This window comes from Rhodopirellula sp. UH5 (assembly GCF_056839225.1).
Genome location: NZ_CM166390.1, coordinates 6,369,969 through 6,395,734 on the forward strand (window position 1 = coordinate 6,369,969; position 25,766 = coordinate 6,395,734).

The following is a 25,766-nucleotide window of genomic DNA, read 5'->3' on the forward strand; positions in this document are numbered from 1 at the left end:
ATGAAGTTGGGAAAAAGACGAAACGGCGGATGAGTTCAATCAATCCCGCAGCTTATCAAACTTCCGGCGGATCATCACGCTCCCAACAAGCCGCGGCGTGCGATCGGTCTGGCAGTCCGGGCCGATCGGTTCGGCAGCGGTCCACGGCGATCGGGCAGCGGTCGGCGAACGAGCAACCGGGGTAGAACTTGTCCGGCGAGGGGACTTCGCCTTGCAGCACGATTCGTCGCCGCTGAGCCGCGATCGCTGGATCGGGGACTGGGACGGCGGACAGCAGGGCTTCGGTGTAGGGGTGTTTGGGGTCGGCGTAGAGTTCTTCTGCTGTGCCGAGTTCCGCGATTCGGCCGAGGTACATCACTCCGACTCGAGTCGCGATGTGGCGGACGACGGCCAGGTCGTGAGCGATGAACAGGTACGCCACACCGAGTCGTTGCTGCAGATCCATCATCAGGTTGATGATCTGTGCTTGGATCGAAACATCGAGTGCGGACACGGGTTCGTCACAGAGGATCAGGTCCGGTTGGACCGCGAGGGCGCGAGCGATGCCGATGCGTTGCCGTTGGCCGCCACTGAATTCGTGGGGGTAGCGATTCAGGAATCGAGGGTTGAGGCCCACCAATTCCATCAGTCGCAGCACTTCGAGTTGGCGGTCTTTGCCGGAGGCGAGTTTGTGAACCGTTAGCGGTTCGCCGATGATGCCACCGACGGTCATCCGAGGGTTGAGGCTGGCAAAGGGGTCTTGGAAAACCATTTGCACGCGGCGTCGGTACGGCAGCATCTCTTTGTCGGACAGTCCCGCAATCGATTTGCCGTCAACCAGGACGTCGCCTGAGGTCGGGTGAACCAGGTTGATGATCGCGCGAGCGGTGGTCGATTTTCCGCAGCCGGATTCCCCGACCAACCCCAGTGTTTCGCCTTTGGCAATGTCAAAGGACACGCCATCGACGGCGCGGATCAGGCCTTGCTCGGGATTGAACAGGGATCCACGTCGAAAGGGGAAGTGAACCTTCAGGTCGCGGACTTGCAGCAGCGGTGGGTCCGCGGTGGCGTTGCCTGATCCTTGGGTGGCTTCGTGTGGGGCGTTGACTGCGCTCATGAGGGCATCTCCACATGGCAAGCCGCGAGGTGAGGTTGCACGACGGGCAGGTTCGCACCGCCGGCAGGTTCTGTTTTCAACGCCAGCGTGGGTTCTTCACGCTCGCAAACCGGTTGCACGAAGCTGCACCTCGGCGAGAACGCGCAGCCGACGATGGGTTCGGACATGTCCGGCGGGCCACCGGGAATCGCCAGCAGTTTCTCGTGGCGATCGGTGTCAAACCGTGGCAGCGAACCGAGCAAGCCAAGTGTGTATGGGTGTTGGGGGGACGCGAAGAGGTCGTTCACGTTGGCTTTTTCAACAATGCGTCCGGCGTACATCACCATCACGCGGTCAGCGACACCGGCCACCACGCCCAGGTCGTGCGTGATCAAGACAATCGCTGTGCCCTTGCGTTCTTGCAGGTCAGCGAGCAGATCCATGATCTGGGCTTGGATGGTCACGTCCAGTGCGGTGGTGGGCTCATCCGCAATCAGCAGTTCCGGTTCGCAGGACAACGCCATTGCGATCATCACGCGTTGTCGCATCCCACCACTGAATTGGTGCGGGTAGTCGCGGAGGCGTTTTTCGGGTGACGTGATCCCAACCATTCCCAACATGTCCACCGCGCGTGCGGCAGCTTCTTTCTTTGTGAGTCCCAAGTGCAACCGAGTCATCTCGGTCATTTGCTGCTCGATGGTCATCAGTGGGTTCAACGCCGTCATCGGATCTTGAAAGATCATCGAGACATGCCGGCCGCGGACGCTTTGCAGTTCTCGATCGGTCATCTTCAGGAGGTCGCGACCTTGAAACAGCGCCGTTCCGGAATCGATTTGTCCCGGCGGTTGTGGGATCAGTCCCATCATCGCCAAGTTGGTGACGCTTTTTCCGCTGCCTGACTCTCCCACGATGCCGACAGTCTCCCCTGCTCGAACATCAAAAGATATCCCGCGGACGGCTTGGACCTGCCCCTCATCTGTTTTGAAGCTGACCTTCAGATCGGCAACCTGGAGGAGTGGTTGGTCGTCCCCGCGAGGGGCGTCGATTGCGTCCGCTGTGGCAGGCATGGAGGAAGCGGTGGGCGATCCGGGAGCTGGGTTCATCGGTTTTTCATCTTTGGATCCAACGCGTCACGCAAACCGTCGCCTAAGAAGTTCAAAGCGAACAGGGTCATGGCCAGAGCCGCGCCTGGGAAAATCACCACCCACCAAAAAAGTTTGACGCTGGAAAGGGCTTCCACGCCGTCGTTGAGCAACAATCCCCAGGACACATCGGGCGGGGCAACGCCCAAACCCAGGAACGAGAGGAAAGCTTCGAACAGCATCACGGCGGGGATGGTCAAGGTCAGGTAAACGATGACGATGCCAAGCACGTTGGGCACCAGGTGTCGAAACACGATTCGCATCGATGAGGCACCGATTGTGCGAGCCGACTCAATGAACTGTTCTTGACGAAGGGACAGCACTTGGCCGCGAACGACACGTGACATCGTCAGCCAATAGATCGCACCGATGATGATGTAGAAGATCATGATTTGGTCGATGCCGTAGCTTTCCAGCCACGCTTTCACGCTCTCCTCGCCCAAGAACGTGACCAGGTAGATCACCACAAAAATGAACGGGATCGAATACAGCATGTCGACGATCCGCATCATCGCTGCGTCCACCCAGCCACCGAAGTAGCCTGCGATCGCGCCGTAGCTGACGCCGATCACCAAACTGACCAACGTCGCCACCACACCCACGACCAGTGAAACGCGAGCGCCCCAGAAAACTCGAGCGAGCAGGTCGCGTCCGAGTTTGTCGGTTCCAAAAATGGATGGCACCGCGTAGTCACCAAAGATCGCGACGCGAAGCTGCACCATCTTGAAGGAGACGCTGCCGAGTTGATTCCAGAGTTGGTTGAAGGGATGTTCGACTCGAATTCGGTCTTGGATCGACTCAAGCTGTTTGGCTTGTTCGGCCGGGTCGGTGGTTGCCAATGCCGCCGCAGATTCTTCGGCGATGTTGGCTTCGAAGAGTGCCAGTTGGCTGGTCAGTTTTCTGTCGGCGAACTTCAACCCTTCCCGCGATCCCATCGTGACCGATTCGAACGAGGGTGGGAGGAAGCGGCGGTTGTTGAGGTCTTTGTCGAGCGGGCTTTGCAGCGGCAGCATCGGCGTTAGGAACGCGACCAACCCCAAACCGATCAAGAAGACCAGCGAGGTCATGGCAGGGCGGTTGCGACGCAATCGACGCCAAGCATCTTTCCAAAGCGAGACACCGCGAATCTTGCGGGATTCCTCCAGCAGCTTCGCGAGCGCTTCTTCGTTCTTGCCTGAATCGGGAAGGTTCATTCCAGTTCGACTCGCGGGTCAATGACAGCGTAGGCCAAGTCAACGATGGTGTTCATCACAAACAGCAGCACGGTGTAGGTCAGCACCATGCCGGTCGCCAGCGTCGTGTCACGCTGAGTCGCGGCATAGATGAAGTGGCTGCCCATCCCGGGCAAGGCAAAGATTTTTTCCAGCACCAGCGATCCGGTCAGGACGCCCGCCGTGGCCGGACCGAGGTAGCTGACCACGGGAAGCAACGCGCCGGGAAGCACGTGTTTGATGATCACGGTGCGTTTGGGCAGTCCTTTGGCGAACGCGGTGCGAACATGTTCGCGGGTGAGCGATTCCAGCATCCCGGCTCGGGTCAGGCGGGCGATGTAGGCGGCAACGGGCAGTCCCAGACAAATCGCCGGCAGGGTGACTTGTCGAAGGGTTCCCCAGCCTGCGGCCGGGAACAGAGGGATCAAGAACACGAACAGCAAAATCGCGATCGATGCCAACACAAAGTTGGGAATGGCGATGCCGAGCACCGCGGTTGCCATCATCGCCACGTCGGCGACGGTGCCGCGATAAACGGCCGAGATGACTCCGGCGGAAACACCCAGGATGATCGCGAAAACCAAGGCGAAGATGGCCAGCGAGGCGGAGACGGGGAAGCCTTCCGCGATGACTTGGTTGACGCTGTAATCCTCCAGCTTGATCGACCAGCTGAGGTCGCCGCGGCTCAGGATGCCCCACATGTAGTCCCAGTACTGCTGCAGTGGCGGTGCATCCAGGTTGTACCGGGCACGCATCTGTTGCTCGATCGCGGGAGGCATCGCGCGCTCGGCACTGAAGGGGCTGCCGGGGGCCGCACGCATCAGCACAAACGAAACGGTGTAAACCGCCCACAGTGTGATGGCCATCCAGCCGAGGCGTCGGACCAGGAATCCGAGCAAGTCTTTCATGGCTTGGGTTCCAATCGAATCGTTTGAAACGGGTGCGTGTCTTGTGGTGTCGGGAACAAACCCTTGACGTGGGGTTTGATGATGTTCAGTCCGACGTAGTAATAGATTGGAATCGCAGGCAACTCATCGGCCCAGATCGTTTCGGCTTCCGCCAACAGTTCCATGCGTTTGACTTTGTCGGATTCGGACGCCGCGGCGGCCACCAGTTCGTCGTAGCGAGGGTTGTTCCAAGCGGTGTTGTTCTGAGGGCTTTTGCTGAGGAACAGATCCAAGAACGTGTTCGGGTCCGGGTAGTCGCCGTTCCAGGCGGCTCGCGAAATGTCGTACTTCTGTTGCTGGCGTTTGTCGAGGAAACTGCCCCATTCCATGTTCTGCAGGTCAGCTTTGACGTTCAGGTTGTTTTGCCATTGCTGTTGGATGACTTCCGCGATCGCCCGGTGGCTTTCGCTGGTGTTGTACAGAATCGTGAACTTGGGGAAGCCGCGTCCGCCGGGGTAACCTGCTTCGACCAGCAGTTGCTTGGCTTCTTCGAGCGATCCTCGATTGCCTTTGACGTGCGTGTAACCGGCAATCCCAGGCGGTACCAAGGCAAAGGCAGGCTGTTGGCCAGCCTTGGTGACTTCACGCACGATCTGTTCGCGATTGATCGCCATCGAAAGCGCCTTGCGGACTCGCACGTCATCCAGTGGCGGGCGTTTGGTGTTGAGTTCGTAGTAGTACACCGACAAGTACGGCGCGCCGTGGTAATCGTCGCGTTGCTTGAGTTCTTCGATCAGGGTGACGGGCGGGTCGGTGACCCAGTCCAGTTCGCCGGTCTCGTACATGTTGAGCGCTGTGTTTTGGCTCTCGATGGAAAGGGCATCGATCGTTTCAATCCCCACGGTGTCGGCGTCGTACCATCGCTCGTCTTTGACCAAGCGGACTCGGTCGCGCAGTTTTCGAAGGCCGACTTTATAAGGGCCGCAGGTGACGATGTTCTCGGGCCGCGTCCACATCGGTTTGCCATGCTCTTCAATGCAGTGGCGAGGGACTGGGAACAGAGGGTAGTACGCGGTCAGGTACGGGAAGTACGGGAGGGGGTCGCGAAGATGGACGATCAGCGTGAATGGGTCGGGAGCTTCGACGCCACCGAGTTGATCGAAGGCGACCAGGACGGCATGGGCTCGTTGGGTGTTGTCCTTCGCCAAGGGCGTCTGCAGGTTTTTGGTGTAGGTGACCGTTTCGGTGACCTCGTCCCAGAGGATTTCATCGCCGTCTCGTTTCGCCAGATCAACGGTGTACAGCCATTCGGATTGCCAATCGGCAGTGGCCTTGGACTTTTCCTCTTTGGAGGCGTCTTCCGGAACGGTGGGCTGGGGCGGTTTGTCGAGCGCCTTCAGGGTGCCGTGAACGATGGTCCCACGGGGGAAGGTTTGGGGGGCTGGATCGCCGTCGATCGATTCACCCGGGCGGTCCCACAGTTCGACTTCGACCTTGTCGCCGGGTTGGACTTCGCCGGTCGCGTAGGCTTCGGCGTGCTGGACGCCGAACAGTTGGAAGTTGTATTCGCAGGCGGTTTCCGGATGCAGCATCCGTGTCCACGACCAGACAAAGTCAGCCGATGTGATCGGGACCCCGTCGCTCCAGGTGGCATCGTCCCGCAAGTGGAACGTGTAGGTCATGTTGTCCGGCGAGACTTCGTAAGACGAAGCGATGCCCGCCTGAGGAGTCATGGGTTGGACGCCGGTTTCTGGATCCGGGTCGCCCTCAGGCAACTCTTCCAGCAAACCGGTGAAGATGTTGAACAGAATCCGGCTTTCGGGTTGGCCGGTCGCTCGGTGTGGATCAAGCGTTTTGGGGTCGGTGCCGTTTTGAAAGCTGAAGTCAGCCGGCGGCATCGCATCAAATCGAGACGCCCAGATCAGGGACACCATCACCACGATGGCAGCCACAACCAAAAACGCTCGACGAAGTTCCAAAGGCATGGCGGAAAATCAGGAGGGAGGGAAACAGGGCGTCAGCATCATGTTTCATCTTCAATGCATTGGACAGACTGTGGCTAGTCTATCGCAAGACAGACGCCACTGCGTTGCACAACCATTCCATCCGCGATTCATTCATGCCAGCGACGTTGATTCTGCCACTGCCGACCAAATAGACGCCATGTTCGCTACGCAATTGGTCGACTTGCATCGGTGACAAACCGCTGAATGAGAACATGCCTTTCTGATTCAGCAAGAACGAGAAGTCTTGGTCGACTCCCGTCGCGGCCATGCCATCGACAAATTGTTTTCGCAGCGAAGCGATTCGGGTTCGCATCTCGGCGAGCTCTTCGTGCCACATCTGAGTCAGCCCTTGGTCGGCCAACACGGTGGCCACGATCGCACCGCCGTGGCGGGGTGGGTTGCTGTAGTTGGCTCGGACGACTCGCTTGAGTTGGCTGAGAGCTGCCTTGGTCGTGTCAGCGGACCCGGACACCAGGCAAGCGGTTCCGACACGTTCGCTGTACAGGCCAAAGTTCTTGCTGAATGACGAGCACACGATGGCTTCGTCGACATGCCGCAGCACGGTGCGAACGCCCGCCGCGTCTTCGTTCAGGCCAGTGCCGAAGCCTTGGTAGGCGAAGTCCAGCAGCGGGGTCAGGTTCTTTTCCGCGACGACGCTGGCGATTTGTTCCCATTGTTCCGGTGTCGGGTCGACTCCGGTTGGGTTGTGGCAACAAGCGTGCAGCAGGACCGCGTCGCCGGCCTTGGTTTTGGTTTTCAGGTCTTCGATCAAGGCGTCGAAGTCCAGCGTCTTTTTGTCCGAACCCAGGTAAGAATAGGTTTCCACGGGCAAGCCGGCAGCGGCCATGATCGCGTTGTGGTTGGCCCAGGTTGGCGTCGGCAAGAAAATCCGCAACGGTCCGCACTGAGTGGCCAGGAATTCCGCCGCCACGCGGAGGGCACCCGTGCCGCCCGGTGTCTGCACGGCAGCCACGCGTTCGGGGGCGATTTGATCGGCGAAAATCAATTGACGGGCGGCTTCGCGGTAATCCGGCAGGCCATCGATGGAGAGGTAGCCCTTGGTCGATTCGGTTTCGAGGAGCCGTTTTTCGGCCTCTTTCACGCAGCGAAGCACGGGCGTGGTGCCCGAAGCGTCTTGGTACACGCCCACGGAAAGATTCATTTTGGTTTCGCGTTCATCGGCTTTGAACGCTTCAGTCAGTCCCAAAATGGCGTCGGGAGCAGCAACAGAAATGGAATCGAATCGGTGCACGGGGAAACCGAAATCTGAGTGGAGGGGAGGGAGTCGACGTCACATTGGGTCGACGGAGCCACGAGAATAACTACCCAGCCGGATTTCGCCTACACGCGGGAAAGTGCTCAGCCCGGAGTCCCAGGGTGGGGAGCACGTTCTCCGCTCTCTGCAGATTGGCCCTCGGCACTCTATGCTACCGCCATGCTTGTCACTCCTGAATTGGATCAAGCCAACCGTCGCTGGGCGGTTGGCATCTCGGTCGCCTTCGCCCTGCTGGTCGTTGGCGTCGCGTTCGTTCGCCCCTGGGCTCTCGCTGCGTTGTCGTTGGCGTGGGCCCTGCATTGGTGGTTCCGCCGGCGAACGGTGCGTCGATTGAAAGTCATGGCCTCGCCCTTCCCGGACGTTTGGGAAGCCGCGCTGCAAACGCATGTCGTGTACTACCGCATGCTCGACGAGGATCAACGCGAGGGTTTTCGCAATCGCATGAAGGTCTTTTTGGACGAGGTCGCCATCACGGGAATCCGCACCGACGTCGATGAAACGACGCGAGCCCTGGTGGGTGCCAGCGCGGTGATCCCGATCATGGGGCTGGACGACTTCGAGTACTCGGGATTGGGCGAAGTGCTGATCTACCCCGGGTCCTTTGGTGCGGATTATCAGACCGAAGGTGACAGCGACAAAAACACGTTGGGGATGATCGGCGTGAATCACCTGAGCGGGGTGATGATTTTGTCCAAGCCTTCTTTGCTGGCTGGATTCTCAAACCCGGGTGACAAACGCAACGTTGGCATTCACGAGTTCGCTCACTTGGTCGACAAAGCGGACGGCGAAGTCGATGGGATCCCCGCGTCGGCTTCATCGGAAGTCACCGAGCCGTGGGTGAAGTGGGTGGGGGAAGAGTTGCAATCCGAGGGAACGCGTTCAGGGATCGACGATTACGCGTACACCAACGAGGCGGAGTACTTCGCTGTGTTGTCGGAGTACTTCTTTGAAAAGCCGGCGCAGTTGCAAGCCAAGAACCCAAAGCTCTACGCGATGCTTCGCAAAATGTACCACCAGGATCCCAAGCGTCTGTTTCGCGGTCGTCGCAAACGTCGCGGGAAAGTCCAACGCAACGACCCGTGTCCTTGCGGCAGCGGAGACAAGTTCAAGCACTGCTGCCGCCGCAAAACGATGCAAGGCTTGCCACGCCCTCGGGGCACTCAAAAAGAGTAGAACATTTGTCCTCAAATGTTTGCGTGTCTGATGAGTGTCGTCGAGCAGCGTGAAGCGAACGGTTTGGAGCTGAATCGGGTGCGACGAGGCTTGGTGGTGGAGGCCTGCTCGACGGAACAGTTGAGACAACTGTTCTACTCTGATCTGGTGCTCCCTTCGGTCCGACATGGATGCCAGGCCATTGCTCACATCGCGTCGTCTGAAATCGGTTCGCGGCCGCGAGGTGTCATCAGCGATTGCCAAACACGGTGGTCGATCGTTTCCGAAATGAATCGGGTGCCGCCGTCAGCCATGGCAGCGTTGACTCCTTCGATATGTGCCGACGACGGGCGAGCCAAGTCGGCGGCGTTGGTGGAATTCATCTGCATCGTTTCAGTGAGCGCACGTTCCCCGTTGATCCGGTGAATCTCGCGGGGTTGCTTGTTGTTGCTCCAGTCCACCCCGTGCCAAACCATCGTGTTGGTGAACCGGCTGAGTGTGGGGTAAAGCACTTCGTCGGGATGGTTCTCGAAGGTCAGATCCTCATCGTTGACGAATCCCGATCGATGCCAGGAAAGCGCATGAAGCGATTCGGAGAAAAGGACCGTGTTGCCCGCTCCATCGCGAATGTCATCCAATTGAATTGGTTTCGCGATCGGAACGCGGGCCTCTGCGTCGGATCGTTCCAGTCGAGCGGAGACCTGATTCCCAAGGGCTCCGAATTGTTTGCTCATCGATTCAGCGAACGTGACGGTTTTGGTCGTGCCGTCGGGATGGAAGATGGCGTGTTGGCCCGAGATCATGTCGTTCGGTGGGAAGAAGACACCCGCGTTGGCGACGTAACTGTTGCGTCCGTCGTCTTCACTTTGGGTGGGATCCGTTGGGCACTGCATGGTCGCCAGGTTGGGTGCCGCCAGCGGGTGAAAGCCTTGCCCGCTGAATCCGGTGGTGGAACCTTCGGCCTGAGTGAGGATCGGGAAGCGGTCCTCGGTCCAGTGTTCGTAGGTTGGTTGAGCGTCCAGCCAAGGCAGCAGGGCGACTGCCCTGGTTCCGATCTTGCGGTGAGGGGAGAGGTTTTGCGAGTTCGCTTCGGGGGAATCGGCGGAGGGATCAACCAATGGGTAAAGAATGGTTTCGGTTTCAGGGGCCCAGCCAAAGTGGCCAAACTCCATCGCCCATCCTGGGAGTTCGCCCTTGGCAGCGGAGTACTGGATCGCAGCCAAGCTCAGGTTTTTGATTTGGGTGGAGCATTGGTTTCGGCGCGTATGAATTCTGCCATCGCCAATTCCTGGCAACAGCAGTGCCATCACAATCACGATGCAAATCAAAACCACCATAAATTCCAGCAGCGTCAGTCCGGATCGATTGCCTGTCATCGTCGCACCTCGCAGTTCAGGGAATTGGGAACAGCGTCTCAGGTGCATTGTAAGCCAGATCAGTCACTGGCGTTCGTAGGCCAGGTTCCACCTGGCGTTGGACTTTGGTGAGCGGTTGTTGGCAGGTCAACACGCTCGAGCAATCGTAGGCCGGACCAAGCGAAGCGCTGTTCCAGCAACCCCGGTCCGCATCATCGCGGCCGCAACCACCACGACTGCCGGAGCGGCGTCCCTCCGGTCCTTGATCCGGCCTACAACTGCTGGACGGCTCGCTTTGTTCCAAAGCATCGGCGCGGTTGCCATGTAAAACATGGCCTACGAGGCGATTGCAAATTGGCGTTTTGCGATCCAGCCACCACGTAGGCCAGGTTCCACCTGGCGTTGGATTTTGGTGAGCGGTTGTTGGCAGGCCAACACGCTCGAGCAATCGTAGGCCGGACCCAGCGAAGCGTTGTTCCGGCAACCCAGGTCCACATCATCGCGGCCGCAACCACCACGACTGCCGGAGCGGCGTCCCTCCGGTCCTTGATCCGGCTTGCAACTGCTGGACGGCTCGCTTTGTTCCAAAGCATCGGCGCGGTTGCCATGTAAAACATGGCCTACGAGGCGATTGCAAATTGGCACTTTGCGATCCAGCCACCACGTAGGCCAGGTTCCACCTGGCGTTGGACTTTGGTGAGCGGTTGTTGGCAGGTCAACACGCTCGAGCAATCGTAGGCCGGACCAAGCGAAGCGCCGTTCCGGCAACCCAGGTCCGCATCATCGCGGCCGCAACCACCACGACTGCCGGAGCGGCGTCCCTCCGGTCCTTGATCCGGCTTGCAACTGCTGGACGGCTCGCTTTGTTCCAAAGCATCGGCGCGGTTGCCATGTAAAACATGGCCTACGAGGCGATTGCAAATTGGCACTTTGCGATCCAGTCACCACGTAGGCCAGGTTCCACCTGGCGTTGGACTTTGGTGAGCGGTTGTAGGCAGGTCAACACGCTCGAGCAATCGTAGGCCGGACCAAGCGAAGCGCTGTTCCAGCAACCCCGGTCCACATCATCGCGGCCGCAACCACCACGACTGCCGAAGCGGCGTCCCTCCGGTCCTTGATCCGGCCTCCAACTGCTGGACGGCTCGCTTTGTTCCAAAGCATCGGCGCGGTTGCCATGTAAAACATGGCCTACGAGGCGATTGCAAATTGGCACTTTGCGATCCAGCCACCACGTAGGCCAGGTTCCACCTGGCGTTGGATTTTGGTGAGCGGTTGTTGGCAGGCCAACACGCTCGAGCAATCGTAGGCCGGACCAAGCGAAACGCTGTTCCAGCAACCCCGGTCCGCATCATCGCGGCCGCAACCACCACGACTGCCGAAGCGGCGTCCCTCCGGTCCTTGATCCGGCCTCCAACTGCTGGACGGCTCGCTTTGTTCCAAAGCATCGGCGCGGTTGCCATGTAAAACATGGCCTACGAGGCGATTGCAAATTGGCACTTTGCGATCCAGCCACCACGTAGGCCAGGTTCCACCTGGCGTTGGGTTTTGGTGAGCGGTTGTTGGCTGGCCAACACGCTCGAACAATCGTAGGCCGGACCAAGCGAAGCGTTGTTCCAGCAACCCCGGTCCGCATCATCGCGGCCGCAACCACCACGACTGCCGAAGCGGCGTCCCTCCGGTCCTTGATCCGGCTTACAACTGCTGGACGGCTCGCTTTGTTCCAAAGCATCGGTGCGGTTGCCATGTGAAACATGGCCTACGATCTGAGGCGTCGTAGCCGGATTCGCCGGGATTTGGACGCGAGCCCTCTCAATCGGTGGCGTTTTTTGCGAGTCGTTCTTCGATGATGCTGACCAGCTGTTTGGGGCTGAAGGGTTTGCTGACCAGGGAAACCAAGCCGGGGCGTTCGACGATTTTGTCCGGGTCGATTTCAAAGCCCTTGGCCGTGCAGAGGACAATCACTGAAATTGGCGACGTTTCGACCACGCGGCCGATCAGCTCGACTCCACTCAGAGCGGGCATTTCGTGGTCGGTGACCAGCGCATCGAACTTTTCGCTGGACTGAATCATGTCCCAGGCCAGTTGGCCATCTGCGACCGCGGTCACATCCATTCCGGCGCGGTCCAAGGTGAATTGCAGCAAATGTCGCAGGACGGGGTCGTCTTCCGCGATCAAAACCCGTTTTTTTTGTGCAGCATTCATGTTTTTTTGCGTTCATTCATGGGGGTGTGCCGGCCTTGCTTGTCTTGACGTTAAGTTCCGGCGATTTCTATACTTCGGGCTCACGGATTCGAATCCCTTCACCCCTGCGAACGTATGAACAGCGAGCGACGTCACCAGCTGAACGAGAATGAACTTGCCGGAGTCCTCGACAAGTTGAATCACTCGATTGAGCCTTACTCCAAGACAATCGCCTTGGGTGTCGCAGCGTTCTTCGTTGCTGTCTTGGGTTATGGAGTCTATTCCAGTACTCGATCGGACAATCGAAGCGACGCCACGTTGCAGTTGATCGATGCGTCCATCACCGGCGACACAGAGAGTCTAGCGACCATCGCCGCCCAATACCCGAAGACCTCCGCTGCGGCTTGGGCACGTCTTTACCAAGGCGGCCAGCAAATGGGACTCGGGTTCTCATCGTTGTACACCAGCCGAGATGAAGCGGAAACATTGCTCGACGATGCCGTCGACGCTTACAAGCAAGCGATGGAGCTGAGCAACGATGCCATGATCCAATCGCGTGCCCACTACGGTCTCGCGCAAATTGCGGAAGCGCGAGGCAACGTGGAAGAGGCAGTGCAGGAATACGAAGCCGCGATGGCGGTGGGCGAATCCGCCGCGATGATCGAAGAAGCCAAGACTCGCGTCGCCTCACTCTCGTCACCTCAAGCGAAGGAATTCTTGGCTTGGTTCCAAGAACAAGACTTCTCGCCAGCGGAACCGAGCATGCCACCGTCGTTGCCAGGAGCCGGTGAACTCCCCGACCTGCCAGACTTGGATTTGCCACCCTTGGATTTCCCAATGGACGATGCGACCGAAGCGGATGCAGAAGTGACGGAGGAAGCTGAGGCAACTGAAGAGCCAGCGATGACCGAAGAAGTTGCTGAAACGGAAGCTGCCGCCGAGGAAGAGGCTGCCTCGGAAGAAGCCGCTGAGCCAGCCGAAGAAATGAAGGAAGAGGCTGCGGCCGAAGAAGCGTCCACTGAGGAAGCTGCCAAAGAAGAAGTTCCGGCAGAAGAAACGGTGGAAGCAGAAACGCCAGCTGAGGAAGCTGCCGCTGAGAAAGCTCCCGCCGCAGAAGAAGCACCCGCTGCCGATGAACCCGCCGTATCTGACGAGTGATGCGCGAATTCGTCGTTCCTGAATCCGCTCATGGGTTTCGAATCGATTTGTTCTTGACCCAGTCCTGCGATGGCTACAGCCGATCGCAAATTCGGGACGCGGTTCAGAACGATGGTGCGGAAGTCGATGGGCGGGTCATTCGTCCCAGCTACAAAATCAAAGCTGGGCAGACGATCCGGTTTCGCGTGCCTCCGCCGGCATCCGACGACACGGTGCCGGAGAACATCCCGCTGGATATTCTCTATGAAGACGATGGTTTGGTCGTCATCAACAAGGCGGCTGGGATGGTCGTGCACCCGGCACGTGGCCACTGGTCAGGGACGCTGACGAGCGCGCTCGCGTTTCGGTTTCAATCGCTATCCGACGTGGGTGGTCCCACTCGTCCAGGCATTGTGCATCGTCTGGACCGAGACACCAGCGGCGTGATCGTCGTTGCCAAGAACAACGCGGTGCACCTGAATTTAGCTGCCCAGTGGCACGACCGATTGGTGCAGAAGGAATACACCGCGATCACATCGGGCCGACTCGATCGAGATCGTGACTGGATTCACGCTTCGATCGGACGTCATCCCTACCAGCGCGACAAACAAGCGATCCGTGAAGACCATTCGACCAGCAAGTCCGCGTCGACGTTCTATGAAGTCGTGGAACGCCATGGCCGTGTGACGCGAGTGGACGTGCGGCCCAAGACGGGGCGCACGCACCAAATTCGAGTTCACCTGGCGCACATCGGGTGTCCGATTCTTTGCGATCGACTGTACGGTGGGCACTCCGAGTTGAGCCGTTCGCAGATTCGCCGGATGGCCGGCATGGAAGTCGCAGCGCCTGGTGTGCAGCCGACTTCTGAAGACCAGCAGGTTTTGCTGGGGCGTCAAGCCTTGCACGCCAAAGCATTGACCTTCACCAACCCACAAACCGGGAAAGAAATGACGCTGACCGCGCCCATTCCTCCCGACATGCAAGCCGTTCTTGATCTGCTGTCTTCTGACCCTTCTCATTAATTCTTCTCTCTGCAATTTCCTGGAATCTCGTCGCCATGGCTGAGCTCTTTTCGATCTCCGGTTTGTTCACGCTTGGGATGCTGGTGCTGTTGCAGGCGGTGTTGGGGTTCGACAACTTGCTCTACATCTCCATCGAGAGTCAGCGTGTTGCCGAGGATCAGCAGTCCAAGGTCCGAAAGATCGGCATCGGATTGGCCGTGATCTTGCGAATCGTACTGCTGTTCGTGGTCGTGAGGTTGATCGCGTTGTTAGAAGAGCCCTTTATTGAGTTCCACAATGGCTACATCGACGCTGCCATCTCCGGGCACAGTTTGATTGTTCTGTTCGGTGGTGCGTTCATTCTCTGGACCGCTCTCAAGGAAATCTATCACTTGCTCGCTGAACCCGAACTCGGGCATTCCGAAGACTCAGCGAAGGCCAGTTTTGGCAAAACGATTGGATTGATCGTGATGATGAACTTGGTCTTTTCGTTTGATTCGATTCTCAGCGCGATGGCACTGACCAAGAGCTTTGCAATCATGGCGACCGCGATTGTGATCAGCGGAGCGATGATGATTTTCTTGGCTGACCGGGTGGCAGATTTCTTGAAGAAGAACCGCATGTACGAAGTGCTGGGCCTGTTTGTGTTGTTCATCGTCGGGGTGATGTTGGTCAGTGAAGGCGGTCACCTGGCTCACGTCGCGTTGTTTGGTCATGAAGTCCATGCGATGGCGAAGAGCACGTTCTACTTTGTGTTGGCGATTCTGATCGTGGTCGATGTGGTTCAGGGCAAGTACCAGAAGACGTTGCTTGCACGGCAAGAAGCCGCCAAGGCAAATCTCCCAAAGAAAGTCCAAGCCTAGAGGGTTCGTATGTCCGCGTCCCCGCACCGGCGACCTGCTCCCAAGCGACGTCCCGTCACGGATCTGGAACCTGGCAGAGTTCCACCGCCCAAGGCTGTTCGATCGAAGTCGGCTCAGCCCCCGGTCGCTCCTTCCAGGCCGAAAGGGGCGGCGCCCTCCATTGCTGCAGCCCAGTCGTCGGCCTCGGGGAAGCACTCGTCCGAGCCGGTTGTGGATTCAGCGAAGGTTCCACCAGGAGTCGTTCCGCCTCGCGACCGAGACACATTGTTCGCATTGGCAGAGTTTCTGCAGGCGCGGCGGCCGGACCCCCAGCGGATTCCCGTCGTCCAGCGTGAGATTCACGCCGAGGTGTTGGGGCTCAGTCGGACGATCGACCGGCCCAATTTCAAACGGGTTGGACGCGATGACTTGGTGCGTTTGATCCATCTGCTCGACGAAGCTTTCTTCGAAGGCCGCGTGTTGCCAGTCGCGAAGGCGGAAGGTTTGGAGTTTGGGTTTTCGTCTCGGATGACCAGTGCCGCCGGCAAACTTGTGACGCACTATCCCGGCGGCAAGCGCGATGGTCCGCGGCGTTTTGAGATGATCCTTTCGTCGACGCTTTTGTTTCAGACATTTGAGGATGTGGATCGGCCTGTCACGGTCACGGGGCGCACGTGTCGCGATCGCTTGGAAGCGATGCAGCGAGTCGCGGAACATGAAATGACACACCTGATCGAGATGTTGATCTGGAACGCGGGCAACTGCAATCAAAAGCGTTTTCAGTCGATCGCCCGCAGCTTCTTTGGGCACACGGATTACCAACACAATTTGATCACCCAGCGTGAGCGGGCCGCGACCAAGTTCAACATTCGCGTTGGCGACCAAGTTGCGTTTCGAGAGGGAACGCGGCGAGTGGTCGGGCGTGTCAATCGCATCACACGCCGCGCAACGGTGCTGGTGAAAGACCCGAAAGGGGAGTTGTTCAGCAACGGGGATCGCTATGTTCGTTACTATGTGCCTCTGGAAAAGTTGAGTCTCGTTTCATCGAAGTAGAGGTCCCTGATGCCGTCTGTTCTTGCTGTTGCCGCGCACCCTGATGACATTGAGTTCTTGTTTGCCGGGACGATGCTGTTGCTGGGCCAGCGTGGCTGGGATCTGCACTACATGAATGTGGCCGATGGTTCTCGCGGCAGCACCACGATGGGACGCGAGGAGTGTGCCGCAACTCGCCTGCAAGAGGGCAAACTCGCCGCCAAGTGTCTCGGGGCAACGTTTTATCCACCGATTTGTGCGGACATGGAAGTTGCCTACACGACCGAGAATGTTCAGAGGGTTGCCGCGGTCGTGCGTCAGTCCAAGGCGTCGATCGTGTTGACACATTCGCCCATTGATTACATGGAAGATCACGAAAACGCCTGTCGGTTGGCGGTCAGTGCCGCGTTCGCCCACGGGATGCCGAACCTGGAAAGCATTCCGCCGACGCCGGTTTACATGGATCCTGTGACGGTCTATCACGCTCAGCCGGTCGGTTGTCGTCAACCAACCGGTGAGCTGGTGACGCCGCATTTTTATGTCGACAACGGATCCGTCGTGGAGCAGAAGGCCGATGCGTTGGCATGTCACGCCAGCCAAAAGCAATGGCTCGACGAGAGCCAAGGCATGGACAGCTACATCGAGTCGATGCGAGACCTGTCACGGATGGTCGGTAAGATGAGCGGGCAGTTTGAGCACGCCGAAGGCTGGCGTCGCCGCGAGCACTGGGGATTTTGTGGCCCCAACGATGATCCGCTGCGAGTCGCGCTGGCCGATCAGATCGCCGAAGGAACCAGGAATCTGTAGCTGGGTGGTTTGCCACCGAGGGCACGTGGGGTGTTTGCAATCGGCAATTGCCATTTTGCAATCACCCCGTAGGCCATGTTTTACATGGCAATCATGCCGATGCTTTGGAACAAAGCGAGCCCTCTCTTCGAACGCTTTCGCGAGAGCAGGGTCTGCCGGCGGAGAGCGATCGCCAGGTGGAACCTGGCCTACGCGCGCTGTTCGGTCAAGATGTCGCCGGCCAACCGCGGAGCGGTGACATTCGATCGCGTCGGGTTTCAACCGGACGTCCCCCGCGGTTGCGGAAACACGTTACGAGTTGATGCCGAGTCGTTGCTGAAGCGTTTTTAGATCGGTGGTCATGGCTTCGAGGTGTTGGGGGACCAAGGCTGGATCGCGGTGGTCGAGGTATTCTTCGTGCAGCGAGATCGGGCAGTTCAAGTCGCTGGCTTTCACCGCGTCAAAGAATCTTTGGCTGACCAGTCCATCGCCCAGCGGCACGTTTTCGACGCGGCCATCGACCCATTGGTAATCTTTGACGTACAGCATCCGAACGCGAGGCTGGATCATTCGCCAGGTCACCGGCCAGCTCATGCCGCCTTCGACTTGGGCATGCCGGATGTCATAGACAACGCCCATGTGATCTGGCGCGATCTCCGTGAGGACTCGGTCCAGATCCCAGAGCGAGGCGCCCAGGTAGTTCTCGCCGGCATGGTTTTGATAGAGGGCCTGCACACCAAGTTTTCCGCAGTAGTCTGCCAGCTTTCCGAATCGTTGTTTCCAGTGATCCAGCTGGCTTGCGATGGGTTGTTGATGGTCGTACTTGCCGTATCGCATGCGGAATCGTGAGATGCCCAGGTCGGCTGCGGTTTCCAAGACCGTCGCTCGATGTGGATCGTCCATGTCGCCAATGTCGGTCGTGATCAGCGTGATTTCCAAGCCGTGCTTTTGCATTGCCTTTTGCATCTCGGGCAGTTTCTCAGCGGCTTCCGCGGGGGCCACGTTGCCGCCTTTGCGGACGGTGGCTTCGACACCGTCGTAACCTGCTTCGGCGAGTGCCGAGGCCATGTCGTCAAAGGACATCGAGTTCAGGGGCTTCGTGAAAACGCAGATCGGCCAGCGGTGATCCGCCTTCGGTTCGGCTGCAAGCAGGCTGCGAGTGGAAAGCGACGCCAGGGACGCGGCGGCGAGCGAGCCAGCGAGGAAATCACGGCGGTTGGGCATGATGGATTCCGAGAGAGCGGTGGGGCGTGAGGTGGGGGCGTCACTCTCGCCTTGCGTGCAGGCAAGGGAGGACGGGAGCCAGTTTAACCGAACCGGTGTCTGCCGTTTTCGCGAATGGTGTCATCGCGGGTTGGAAGTGGCGCAGGAGGGTTGGGCGCAGACCGGTCGTGAGGTCGGGCGAGACCAAGGTCTGCGCAGCCGAGGCTTGTGTCGCTCTTCTCGGAGGGGACACAGTGTGCCGAGCGATTCGTTAGCTGACGAACGCGGATTCGAGGCCGCGGGTTTGCGTCAAGAATTCTTTGATCGAAGGCAGTCGATCATCGACATTCGGTTCAATCATCCGCGTGATCACGCGAGCCACTTTGGGGTGGATGTCGTCGCGTCGTTCTAGGATCGGGGTGGAAGTTTCCGTGTCGTGTTGCAGTGCCGCACGTCCGCTGACGATCTCACCTTGCCACGGGTGTTTGAAGGTCAGCAGGCAGTAGAAGGTCACGCCGAGAGAGAACACGTCGACGCGTTGGTCGGTCGCACGTCGGCGTACAATTTCGGGGCACATGTACAATGGCGTGCCGGTGCGGTTGCCGGGTGCCATGAACGGTGGTGTGGCGGGAACGGACAAGCCAAAGTCGATCAAGCGGACACCCGAGACGGTTTCTTCGCCTTCTTCCGGGGGTGTGCAAATGAAGTTGCGAGGGCAAACGTCGCGGTGGATGAAGCCTTGGTCGTGCACGTAGGCAAGTGACTCGGCCATCTCTCGCATCAACAGCATTTCCTTGCCGTCGATGACATCGCGTTTCTTGCGAACGATCACGTCTTGGATGCCCACGCCGGCGATGTATTCCATCACCAAGATGCGTTGGTTTTTGGCCGTGATGCCGTGTTCGAATGTTTTCACGATCAGCGGATGCTTCATCTGCATCGCGATTTCGCCTTCGGAAGGTTTGTTCAAACCTTTGAAGCGACTTTCGAACAGTTCGTACTTTTCGGGGTCCAGGATTTTGACCCCGACGTTCTCTTTGCGTTCCAGGTCGTAGGCAACGAAGAAGTTGCTCATTGTGCCGGTGGCTGCCGTTCGAGATCGCTCGAATCGTTTCTCCACATCGATCCGCTTCAGCGAACCGCCGCCGCCTTTGGAGAACGCACCTTTGATCGAATCGAGCAGCCCCATCGGTTACTTCCCGCAATAGTCGATGGCGGTGGCAATTTCTGTCTTCAGAGTTTTGCGATGGACGATACGGTCGATGTAGCCGTGCTCCAGCAAGAATTCGCTGGTTTGGAACCCTTCGGGCAGTTCGATGCCGATGGTGGCTTTGATCGTTCGCGGTCCAGCAAAACCGATCAGGGCCTTGGGTTCGGCAAAGACCAGGTCACCGAGCGAGGCGAAGCTGGCGGCAACACCACCCATGGTTGGGTTGGTCAGGACACTGATGAACAGTCCGCCTGCGGAGTGATAGCGAGAAAGAGCGGCGGAGACCTTGGCCATTTGCATCAGCGACAGGATGCCTTCGTGCATTCGGGCCCCACCACCGGAGGCGCTGATGATGATCAGCGCGAGGTTTTGTTCGGTGGCGCGTTCGATCAACCGCGTCAGGCGTTCACCGACGACGGATCCCATGCTGCCCATGATGAACGCACTGTCGGTCACCGCGAAGGCGACTCGGCGAGCGCGGATCATGCCGGTGCCGGTCAGGACCGCATCGGTCAAACCGGTGCGTTTCTGCTCGCCGATCAGTCGTTCGGCGTAGGGACGGCGATCGCTGAATTCGAGCGGGTCCGTTGGTCGCAGATGTTCGTTCATCGGTTCGAACGTGCCATCGTCGAGCACCTGAGCGACGCGTTCCCAGGCACTCACGTAAAAGTGGTGATCGCACTGGGGGCAGACGTTCAGGCGTTGCTGGACTTCTTTGTAGAACAGCGACGCGCCGCACGAGTCGCACTTCCGCCACACGCCCTCGGGCACCCCTCGTTTCCGATTGCCGGCCGTGTTGGGCGCGGGGCGGTTGGGGGTGGGAGAGGTTGGCGTTGCGTCGGAGGTTGACGACGTCGCGGCTGAAGACGGTTGCCCGTTGCTGTTCACTGCGCTATCCACTGCGGGATTTTCCACTGCGGTATCCATTTCCACTTTCGGGATCAGTCCAAGAGCATGTCGTCCACGGTCATTCCACCGGGGATCATGGGCAGCACGTGTTCTTGGTAGGGCACTTCGACGTCCAACAAGAAGGGGCCTTTGTGATCAATCATTTCTTGCAAGGCGCCTTCGAGGTCCGCTTTCTTTTTGACCGTGGCGGCTCCGCAACCGTAGCCTTTGGCAATTTGCACAAAGTTCGGGTAACGGTCGCTGGCGTATTCGAAGCGATCTGCGGTGCTCTTGCCCTTGGCTTCTTCGTGATCGATGGGGCCAAGGTAGGTGTGAGCGCGGTTGCGGTCCATGAATCGGTCTTCCCACTGAACCACCATTCCCAGGTGTTGATTGTTCAGCAACAGGACCTTCACCGGCAGTTTTTCGCAGAAACACGTCGCGAGTTCTTGGATGTTCATCTGGAAACTGCCGTCGCCGTCGATGTCGATGACGAGAGCGTCCGGGTGAGCGGCTTGCACACCCATGGCGGCTGGCAATCCGAATCCCATCGTGCCGAGTCCGGAGCTGCTCATCCAAGTCCGAGGCTGGCGGAACTTGAAGAACTGAGCCGCCCACATTTGGTGTTGGCCCACGCCGACGCTGACGTACGTCTCGCGATCAGCGGTGATTTTGCTGAGCGTCGCGATCGCGTGCTGTTGCAGAATTCCGTCGAACGAGTTGTCGTACTTCAGCGGGTACTTGGCTTTCAGGTCGGTGCAGGTCTTCTGCCAAGCTTCGATCTCGGGGGCCTGGACGATTTGGTTCAGTTCCCGAAGCACATCCTTCACGTCGCCGCGAACAGGGATGTGAGCTTGTTTGTTCTTGTTCAGTTCCGACGAATCGATGTCGACGTGAATGATCTTCGCGTCTTTCGCGAACGCTTCCACTTTGCCGGTCACGCGGTCGTCGAAACGCACGCCCAGTGCGATCAGCAAATCGCAATCGCGAACGGCGTAGTTGGCGTAGGCGGCACCGTGCATGCCCAACCAGTCCAACGAGCGTGGGTCATCGGGCGAAACAGCGCCCAAGCCCATGATGGTGGTCACGGTTGGAATGCCCGTTTTCTTGATCAGTTCACGAAGTTCTTCGCTGGCTTCGCCGGAAACGATCCCGCCACCGGCGTAGATCACAGGGCGACGCGCCAACTTGATGGCCGCAGCCATTTGCTTGATCGTTTCGCTGGCAACCTTGGGTGGTTCGGGGGTGTAACCCGGGAGATCCATTTCTGGATCCATGTCGATTGGGAAGCTTCCCAATTGAACATCTTTGGGCATGTCCACCAAAACGGGGCCGGGCCGACCGCTGGTAGCGATGTGGAAGGCTTCCTTCATGATGCGAGGCAAGTCAGCCAAGTCAGTCACGAGGTAGTGGTGTTTGGTGATTCCACGGCAGATTTCGACCATCGGGGTTTCTTGGAACGCGTCGGTTCCGATCGATCCCGTGGGAACTTGCCCGGTGATGCACAGCATCGGGATGCTGTCCAGTTTCGCGTCCGCGATGGCGGTCACCAGGTTGGTGGCACCAGGGCCGCTGGTCGCCATCACCACGCCGATTTTGCCGGTGCTGCGCGAGTAACCCTGCGCGGCAAACGCACCGCCTTGTTCGTGACGGGGCAGAATCGTGCGAATCGAGTCCCCGTAACGTGTCAGGGCTTGGTGCATCGGCATGCTGCAGCCGCCTGGGTAGGCGAACAAGACTTCGACACCGTGATCGACCAATGATTTGACGAGTACATCGGCTCCATTCATCGGTTGCTGATCGCCTTTCGCGGCGCTGGCGTTGGAAGAGCTCGAAGCGGTACTCATCGGTGGTTGACTACTGGGGACAGAGTGGGATTCGAAAAGAGTCGAAATGGACCTTGCTCCGATCGTGAAAAACTTCCGAAGCTAGGGCCCTCCAACGTAAATTCCTCAGCCCTGACTGGCAATGGTGAAAACGAGGAACTGACCCCAATGAGCTTTGTTTTAGACCTCTTCGCGATCGCCCTTGGTGGCTCCATCGGGGCCGTTCTTCGCTACCTGATCGCATTGACGGTGGTTTCTGCCCCGTTAGGCGGATGGTTGACGATGCATGGCAGTGTCGGCACGACGCTTGCAAACTTGCTCGGGTGTTTCGCCTTGGGGGGGCTGTATCAATTCTCTCAGGCGTTGGTGGCCTCCGATTGGGTCGCGACGGGTTGGGCGGCGTCTCTGGCGCAGCCTCGCACGCTCTTGGCCGTTCGGATCGGTGTTTTGGGGAGTTTAACCACCTTCAGCACCCTGATCGGCGAAACCGCTGTGTTTGCCTCGCAGGGACGTATTTTGGCCAGTTCCCTGCTTTTAGGGATCAATGTCATCGCTGGCTGGTGTCTTTTTTGGGCCGCGGTGTCGGTCGTTCGGAACTGGACCTCATGATCGCTTCGGTTGTTTCACTTCCCATTGGCAATTGGGTTCTGCGGTTGCTGCCCCTTCTGGCGGCGCTGCTGGCCGGCTGGATGGCTGCTCCTGCCAGCGGCCAAACCATGCCTGGTTTTTACAATGCGTTCGGCAAGACCGGCACGACGCGTAGTCGCCACGTGGCCTCGACGTCGGAAACGTTTGATCTGCCTGCCACCTACGTTTCGGCTTCGCAATTTGCCGATGACGCCTCGCTGCACGCGGTTTCAGTCTCGCCTGATGGCAAGGTTTTGGTTGCCGTGGGTGATTGGGGCGTGGTCGTTCGCAGTGACGATGCGGGCCAAACCTGGCGAAACTTTGCCTCGGGAGTCGACTTGGCTCTGTGTGATGTTCGGTTTTTGAATGAAACTCGCGTGGTCGCGGTCGGCGGTGGCTACGAGCCTGTCACGGGACTGAGTCGCGGGGTGGCGATTGCCAGCGACGATGCTGGGCGGACTTGGCACCGAGTCGACGCGATGGAAGCGACGAAGTTGCACCGCATGGCGGTTCGAAACAGTTTCGATGCCGAACCGCTGCCCGCTGGTTCCCTGGAGGCAATTGGGGACGACGCGGAAGCTTCGACCGGCAATCGTTTTCACTCCTTCGATGGCGGTTTGACTTGGTTGGAAGACACCGCTCAATCGCCCGAGTCACGCAGCAAGTTGCGTGACTGGTTGCGTCAAGATGTGCTGGTGCAAGACAGCCAATCGGCTCGCCAGACCAAAGGCGAAGGGTGGCGAGTTCGCGTGGATGCTCATGGGCTCATCGAGCGATCGACGGACGACGGACGAACTTGGAACCCTGTCCGCGGTGCCGGACGTGCGCCTGCGGTGATGTTTGTGGCGGCTTCGGAACAGACCGTGCCATGGGCGTTGATCGGTCGCGAAACATTGGAAATGAAACGACGTGTCGTCGTCGTGCTGGATTCTGCGAATCCCGCTAGCGCACAAACCGTCGGCAGGCTGGGCCGGGTGCGGCACGCCGCCATGCGACTGGGAGTTGCCAAAGCGGTTTGGTGCAGCAGTCCAACATCGGATCGGCAGCCTTCCGTGGATTTGCTGCAGCAGCATCAGCCCGCGGTGGTGGTGCTGGACGCGAATTTGCCGGAGGCAACGCGAAAGGCTTGGGTCAATGCGACGCTGGAGGATTCTAATTTTCCATTGACTGCGTCATTGACACGCAAGCAGCCTCGGCGTGTTTACGCCAGCGAGTTGCTGGCTGGCGCCGTCGTCAGTTCATCCCGCAGCGTTGCCCTTCGCAGCGATGCGCTGTTGTCGGGTCGAGCCGTGTTGGCGGGCGATTTGGCATTGGATGCGATGATGGTGGTTGCCCCAGGAACGGCGGTGCCCGAGAGCGTGGTGGTTTCGCCCATGCCTGGAACCGCGACAGAGCTTCGGCGGGATCTGTCACTGACCGGCGGGTTGGTGCTGGCGGCTGGTCAACAGTTTGGCTCCGGTGTGACCGATCAAGCTTCACGGCGACGCTTGCAAATCGCGACCGCCAGGATGAGCCAGTTGTCGCGTTTGAAAGAGTTGCTCCACGACCCGGGACTCCGTTCCAAGGAACTGGCTGACACGCTGGAGGTCCTCTTGCCCCGGACGGCTTCGGAGGATCGGACGCGGATGCTGTGGTGGTTGTGGATTCAAACTCGGCACGCAGCGCAACTCGCCAGTTCAGAGGGGAATTGGCAGCACGCTAGATCCTTGACGGCGTGCGAAGACATTTTGCTGCGGACGATCGTCGATGCCGCACCCGTGGACTCCGTGCGGCGCTGGGCGGACTGCATGTTGCAAGCCCGGCAAGAAAGCTTTGAACGTTCGGTGGTCTCGATGTCACCGAGCCAGCCTGGTTGGCTGGCGTCGAAGGCCGGCGGTTCGCACCCCGGTTGGGGCGACAAAGGATCTGCTAACCGCGATGGCGGCACCCGGGCAGGGGACGGTTTCGGGAACGCGGGCGGTCAGCAGGACGCAGTGCAATCGGGAATGCATTGGCAAACGCAATCGTTGTCGCCCTTTGCGGTGAAGCCGGTGGCGTATGAATCGACTTCGTCTGCGATCAACTCGCGTTCGTCCGCTGGCGGAATGGCTCGCGCCGGTTCGCTGAATTCACTGGCATCTGGAGCACTGGAGAGTTCGTTGCCAACCTTGTCACCGATGAGCCAGCGAACCAATTGGGAATACCATCCCGTTGTGATGGCGGCTCGACGCATCTCGGGCGTGGGCGTGGAAGCGGGGGATGGTCCCTCGGAAGAAGAATCGACTGCTTCCTCGCGATCGCAAACCCGGAAATCCAACGCGTTGCCTCGCGTTGCCTCGCGACCGAGATTGGATTGCGAGTTGGACGATGCTTGCTGGACTGATCTGCGTTGGCAGCGCACCGACGATCTCATGTTCGCTTGCGTGACGGACCGGGAGTACTTGTACGTCGCGGTCGTTGACTCAGGGAACTCCGGTGGCACGGGGGCTGAGTCCGGTCGGCCCCAGGCATTGGAGTTGTGGATCGATGGCGATGGCGATTTGATGTCCTCGTTTCGTTTCTGGTGTGACTCGCGAGGCAACCGTCACGCTTCGGTGGACGGGTCGGTGCGATGGCAACCGAACTGGTACGCCGCACTGAGTGGATGGAGCGAGAGCGAATCGAGCGACGAGGTTGCTTCCGAGTCGTCTTTCAGCCGAGGCCCGCGGGTGTTGGCGGAAATTGCGATCCCGTTGGTCGAGATTTTGCCACGTGCGGATTCTTGGTCGCGGTTTTCAGAACAATTTGGTGTCCGTGTGCGTTCGTCGCCGGCGGGGGATTCCGCGGATTCAACGCCAGGCCATTCGCCAATCGGCGACGCCGGGCGATTGGCCTCTGATTTTCAAGCGTTGCCCAATCCGCAACACTGGCGTTTCTTTCCCATGCCTGGCGAGTGATCGATTCTGGTGAG

Annotated in this window: 20 protein-coding genes; 8 read left to right on the forward strand and 12 right to left on the reverse strand. The window is 59.0% G+C overall.

Annotated elements, in window-relative coordinates; genetic code table 11:
* Window positions 1–55 precede the first annotated feature (55 nt).
* The 6 genes from UH5x_RS22695 to UH5x_RS22720 all read right to left on the reverse strand — a co-directional run bounded on the left by UH5x_RS22695 (window position 56) and on the right by UH5x_RS22720 (window position 7,573).
* On the reverse strand, window positions 56–1,096 hold the full coding sequence (locus UH5x_RS22695) for an ABC transporter ATP-binding protein (RefSeq protein WP_482633760.1): 1,041 nt from the start codon (window positions 1,094–1,096) through the stop codon (window positions 56–58).
* Complete coding sequence (locus UH5x_RS22700; RefSeq protein ID WP_047814536.1) at window positions 1,093–2,142, reverse strand: ABC transporter ATP-binding protein; 1,050 nt, start codon at window positions 2,140–2,142, stop codon at window positions 1,093–1,095. Before UH5x_RS22700 ends, UH5x_RS22695 begins: the two co-directional genes overlap by 4 nt.
* Window positions 2,143–2,174: 32 nt before the next feature.
* Complete coding sequence (locus UH5x_RS22705; protein WP_482633761.1) at window positions 2,175–3,410, reverse strand: ABC transporter permease; 1,236 nt, start codon at window positions 3,408–3,410, stop codon at window positions 2,175–2,177.
* Window positions 3,407–4,336, reverse strand: coding sequence for an ABC transporter permease (locus UH5x_RS22710; RefSeq protein WP_047814480.1), 930 nt, complete (start codon window positions 4,334–4,336; stop codon window positions 3,407–3,409). Before UH5x_RS22710 ends, UH5x_RS22705 begins: the two co-directional genes overlap by 4 nt.
* Window positions 4,333–6,300 (reverse strand): peptide ABC transporter substrate-binding protein, encoded by a 1,968-nt coding sequence (locus UH5x_RS22715; RefSeq protein ID WP_482633762.1) that lies wholly within the window; start codon window positions 6,298–6,300, stop codon window positions 4,333–4,335. Before UH5x_RS22715 ends, UH5x_RS22710 begins: the two co-directional genes overlap by 4 nt.
* 79 nt (window positions 6,301–6,379) lie before the next feature.
* Window positions 6,380–7,573 (reverse strand): amino acid aminotransferase, encoded by a 1,194-nt coding sequence (locus UH5x_RS22720; protein WP_482633763.1) that lies wholly within the window; start codon window positions 7,571–7,573, stop codon window positions 6,380–6,382.
* Between the two features lie 183 nt (window positions 7,574–7,756).
* Between UH5x_RS22720 and UH5x_RS22725 the strand changes: the two genes are divergently transcribed.
* Window positions 7,757–8,770: a zinc-dependent peptidase gene (locus UH5x_RS22725; RefSeq protein WP_482633764.1), complete on the forward strand. Its 1,014-nt coding sequence runs from the start codon at window positions 7,757–7,759 to the stop codon at window positions 8,768–8,770.
* Window positions 8,771–8,955: 185 nt separating this feature from the next.
* Here the strand turns inward: UH5x_RS22725 and UH5x_RS22730 are convergent, their stop codons facing one another.
* Together UH5x_RS22730 and UH5x_RS22735 are read right to left on the reverse strand one after the other, a co-directional pair.
* Window positions 8,956–10,125 (reverse strand): DUF1559 domain-containing protein, encoded by a 1,170-nt coding sequence (locus UH5x_RS22730; protein ID WP_482633765.1) that lies wholly within the window; start codon window positions 10,123–10,125, stop codon window positions 8,956–8,958.
* Window positions 10,126–11,913: 1,788 nt separating this feature from the next.
* Complete coding sequence (locus tag UH5x_RS22735) at window positions 11,914–12,306, reverse strand: response regulator (RefSeq protein ID WP_482633766.1); 393 nt, start codon at window positions 12,304–12,306, stop codon at window positions 11,914–11,916.
* Between the two features lie 114 nt (window positions 12,307–12,420).
* Between UH5x_RS22735 and UH5x_RS22740 the strand changes: the two genes are divergently transcribed.
* The 5 genes from UH5x_RS22740 to UH5x_RS22760 all read left to right on the forward strand — a co-directional run bounded on the left by UH5x_RS22740 (window position 12,421) and on the right by UH5x_RS22760 (window position 17,104).
* Window positions 12,421–13,443: a YfgM family protein gene (locus UH5x_RS22740; protein WP_482633767.1), complete on the forward strand. Its 1,023-nt coding sequence runs from the start codon at window positions 12,421–12,423 to the stop codon at window positions 13,441–13,443.
* Window positions 13,443–14,444 carry an RluA family pseudouridine synthase gene (locus UH5x_RS22745; protein WP_482633768.1) on the forward strand — a complete coding sequence of 334 codons (1,002 nt, stop codon included), beginning with the start codon at window positions 13,443–13,445 and terminating at the stop codon, window positions 14,442–14,444. The genes UH5x_RS22740 and UH5x_RS22745 overlap by 1 nt, the downstream gene beginning before the upstream one ends.
* A 35-nt stretch (window positions 14,445–14,479) precedes the next feature.
* Window positions 14,480–15,286, forward strand: coding sequence for a TerC family protein (locus tag UH5x_RS22750; RefSeq protein ID WP_173442650.1), 807 nt, complete (start codon window positions 14,480–14,482; stop codon window positions 15,284–15,286).
* Window positions 15,287–15,496: 210 nt separating this feature from the next.
* On the forward strand, window positions 15,497–16,318 hold the full coding sequence (locus tag UH5x_RS22755; protein WP_482633769.1) for a hypothetical protein: 822 nt from the start codon (window positions 15,497–15,499) through the stop codon (window positions 16,316–16,318).
* A 9-nt stretch (window positions 16,319–16,327) separates the two neighbouring features.
* Window positions 16,328–17,104: a PIG-L deacetylase family protein gene (locus UH5x_RS22760; RefSeq protein ID WP_482633770.1), complete on the forward strand. Its 777-nt coding sequence runs from the start codon at window positions 16,328–16,330 to the stop codon at window positions 17,102–17,104.
* Window positions 17,105–17,395: 291 nt separating this feature from the next.
* On the opposite strand, the gene UH5x_RS22765 is transcribed toward UH5x_RS22760, so the two are convergent.
* The 4 genes from UH5x_RS22765 to ilvB form a co-directional block, all read right to left on the reverse strand.
* Window positions 17,396–18,307, reverse strand: coding sequence for a sugar phosphate isomerase/epimerase family protein (locus tag UH5x_RS22765; protein WP_482633771.1), 912 nt, complete (start codon window positions 18,305–18,307; stop codon window positions 17,396–17,398).
* A gap of 250 nt (window positions 18,308–18,557) precedes the next feature.
* Complete coding sequence (locus tag UH5x_RS22770; protein ID WP_047814491.1) at window positions 18,558–19,475, reverse strand: serine/threonine protein kinase; 918 nt, start codon at window positions 19,473–19,475, stop codon at window positions 18,558–18,560.
* 3 nt (window positions 19,476–19,478) lie between these two features.
* The gene (accD, locus tag UH5x_RS22775) at window positions 19,479–20,429 is read right to left on the reverse strand and encodes an acetyl-CoA carboxylase, carboxyltransferase subunit beta (protein ID WP_482633772.1); all 951 of its coding nucleotides are present in this window, start codon (window positions 20,427–20,429) and stop codon (window positions 19,479–19,481) included.
* 8 nt (window positions 20,430–20,437) lie between these two features.
* Window positions 20,438–22,231, reverse strand: coding sequence for a biosynthetic-type acetolactate synthase large subunit (gene ilvB / locus UH5x_RS22780; protein ID WP_047814493.1), 1,794 nt, complete (start codon window positions 22,229–22,231; stop codon window positions 20,438–20,440).
* A 147-nt stretch (window positions 22,232–22,378) separates the two neighbouring features.
* Here ilvB and UH5x_RS22785 point away from each other — a divergent pair, with 147 nt between their 5' ends.
* Window positions 22,379–22,819, forward strand: coding sequence for a fluoride efflux transporter FluC (locus UH5x_RS22785; RefSeq protein ID WP_150122568.1), 441 nt, complete (start codon window positions 22,379–22,381; stop codon window positions 22,817–22,819).
* Window positions 22,816–25,752, forward strand: coding sequence for an exo-alpha-sialidase (locus UH5x_RS22790; protein ID WP_482633773.1), 2,937 nt, complete (start codon window positions 22,816–22,818; stop codon window positions 25,750–25,752). Before UH5x_RS22785 ends, UH5x_RS22790 begins: the two co-directional genes overlap by 4 nt.
* Window positions 25,753–25,766: the final 14 nt, after the last annotated feature.

What these genes read in the sequence shown, in the direction of transcription:
- UH5x_RS22695 (WP_482633760.1), bottom strand. Translation starts at nt 1,096, where the DNA reads ATGAGCGCAGTCAACGCCCCACACGAAGCCACCCAAGGATCAGGCAAC.
- UH5x_RS22700 (WP_047814536.1), bottom strand. Translation starts at nt 2,142, where the DNA reads ATGCCTGCCACAGCGGACGCAATCGACGCCCCTCGCGGGGACGACCAA.
- UH5x_RS22705 (WP_482633761.1), bottom strand. Translation starts at nt 3,410, where the DNA reads ATGAACCTTCCCGATTCAGGCAAGAACGAAGAAGCGCTCGCGAAGCTG.
- UH5x_RS22710 (WP_047814480.1), bottom strand. Translation starts at nt 4,336, where the DNA reads ATGAAAGACTTGCTCGGATTCCTGGTCCGACGCCTCGGCTGGATGGCC.
- UH5x_RS22715 (WP_482633762.1), bottom strand. Translation starts at nt 6,300, where the DNA reads ATGCCTTTGGAACTTCGTCGAGCGTTTTTGGTTGTGGCTGCCATCGTG.
- UH5x_RS22725 (WP_482633764.1), top strand. Translation starts at nt 7,757, where the DNA reads ATGCTTGTCACTCCTGAATTGGATCAAGCCAACCGTCGCTGGGCGGTT.
- UH5x_RS22730 (WP_482633765.1), bottom strand. Translation starts at nt 10,125, where the DNA reads ATGACAGGCAATCGATCCGGACTGACGCTGCTGGAATTTATGGTGGTT.
- UH5x_RS22735 (WP_482633766.1), bottom strand. Translation starts at nt 12,306, where the DNA reads ATGAATGCTGCACAAAAAAAACGGGTTTTGATCGCGGAAGACGACCCC.
- UH5x_RS22740 (WP_482633767.1), top strand. Translation starts at nt 12,421, where the DNA reads ATGAACAGCGAGCGACGTCACCAGCTGAACGAGAATGAACTTGCCGGA.
- UH5x_RS22745 (WP_482633768.1), top strand. Translation starts at nt 13,443, where the DNA reads ATGCGCGAATTCGTCGTTCCTGAATCCGCTCATGGGTTTCGAATCGAT.
- UH5x_RS22750 (WP_173442650.1), top strand. Translation starts at nt 14,480, where the DNA reads ATGGCTGAGCTCTTTTCGATCTCCGGTTTGTTCACGCTTGGGATGCTG.
- UH5x_RS22760 (WP_482633770.1), top strand. Translation starts at nt 16,328, where the DNA reads ATGCCGTCTGTTCTTGCTGTTGCCGCGCACCCTGATGACATTGAGTTC.
- UH5x_RS22765 (WP_482633771.1), bottom strand. Translation starts at nt 18,307, where the DNA reads ATGCCCAACCGCCGTGATTTCCTCGCTGGCTCGCTCGCCGCCGCGTCC.
- UH5x_RS22770 (WP_047814491.1), bottom strand. Translation starts at nt 19,475, where the DNA reads ATGGGGCTGCTCGATTCGATCAAAGGTGCGTTCTCCAAAGGCGGCGGC.
- ilvB (WP_047814493.1), bottom strand. Translation starts at nt 22,231, where the DNA reads ATGAGTACCGCTTCGAGCTCTTCCAACGCCAGCGCCGCGAAAGGCGAT.
- UH5x_RS22785 (WP_150122568.1), top strand. Translation starts at nt 22,379, where the DNA reads ATGAGCTTTGTTTTAGACCTCTTCGCGATCGCCCTTGGTGGCTCCATC.
- UH5x_RS22790 (WP_482633773.1), top strand. Translation starts at nt 22,816, where the DNA reads ATGATCGCTTCGGTTGTTTCACTTCCCATTGGCAATTGGGTTCTGCGG.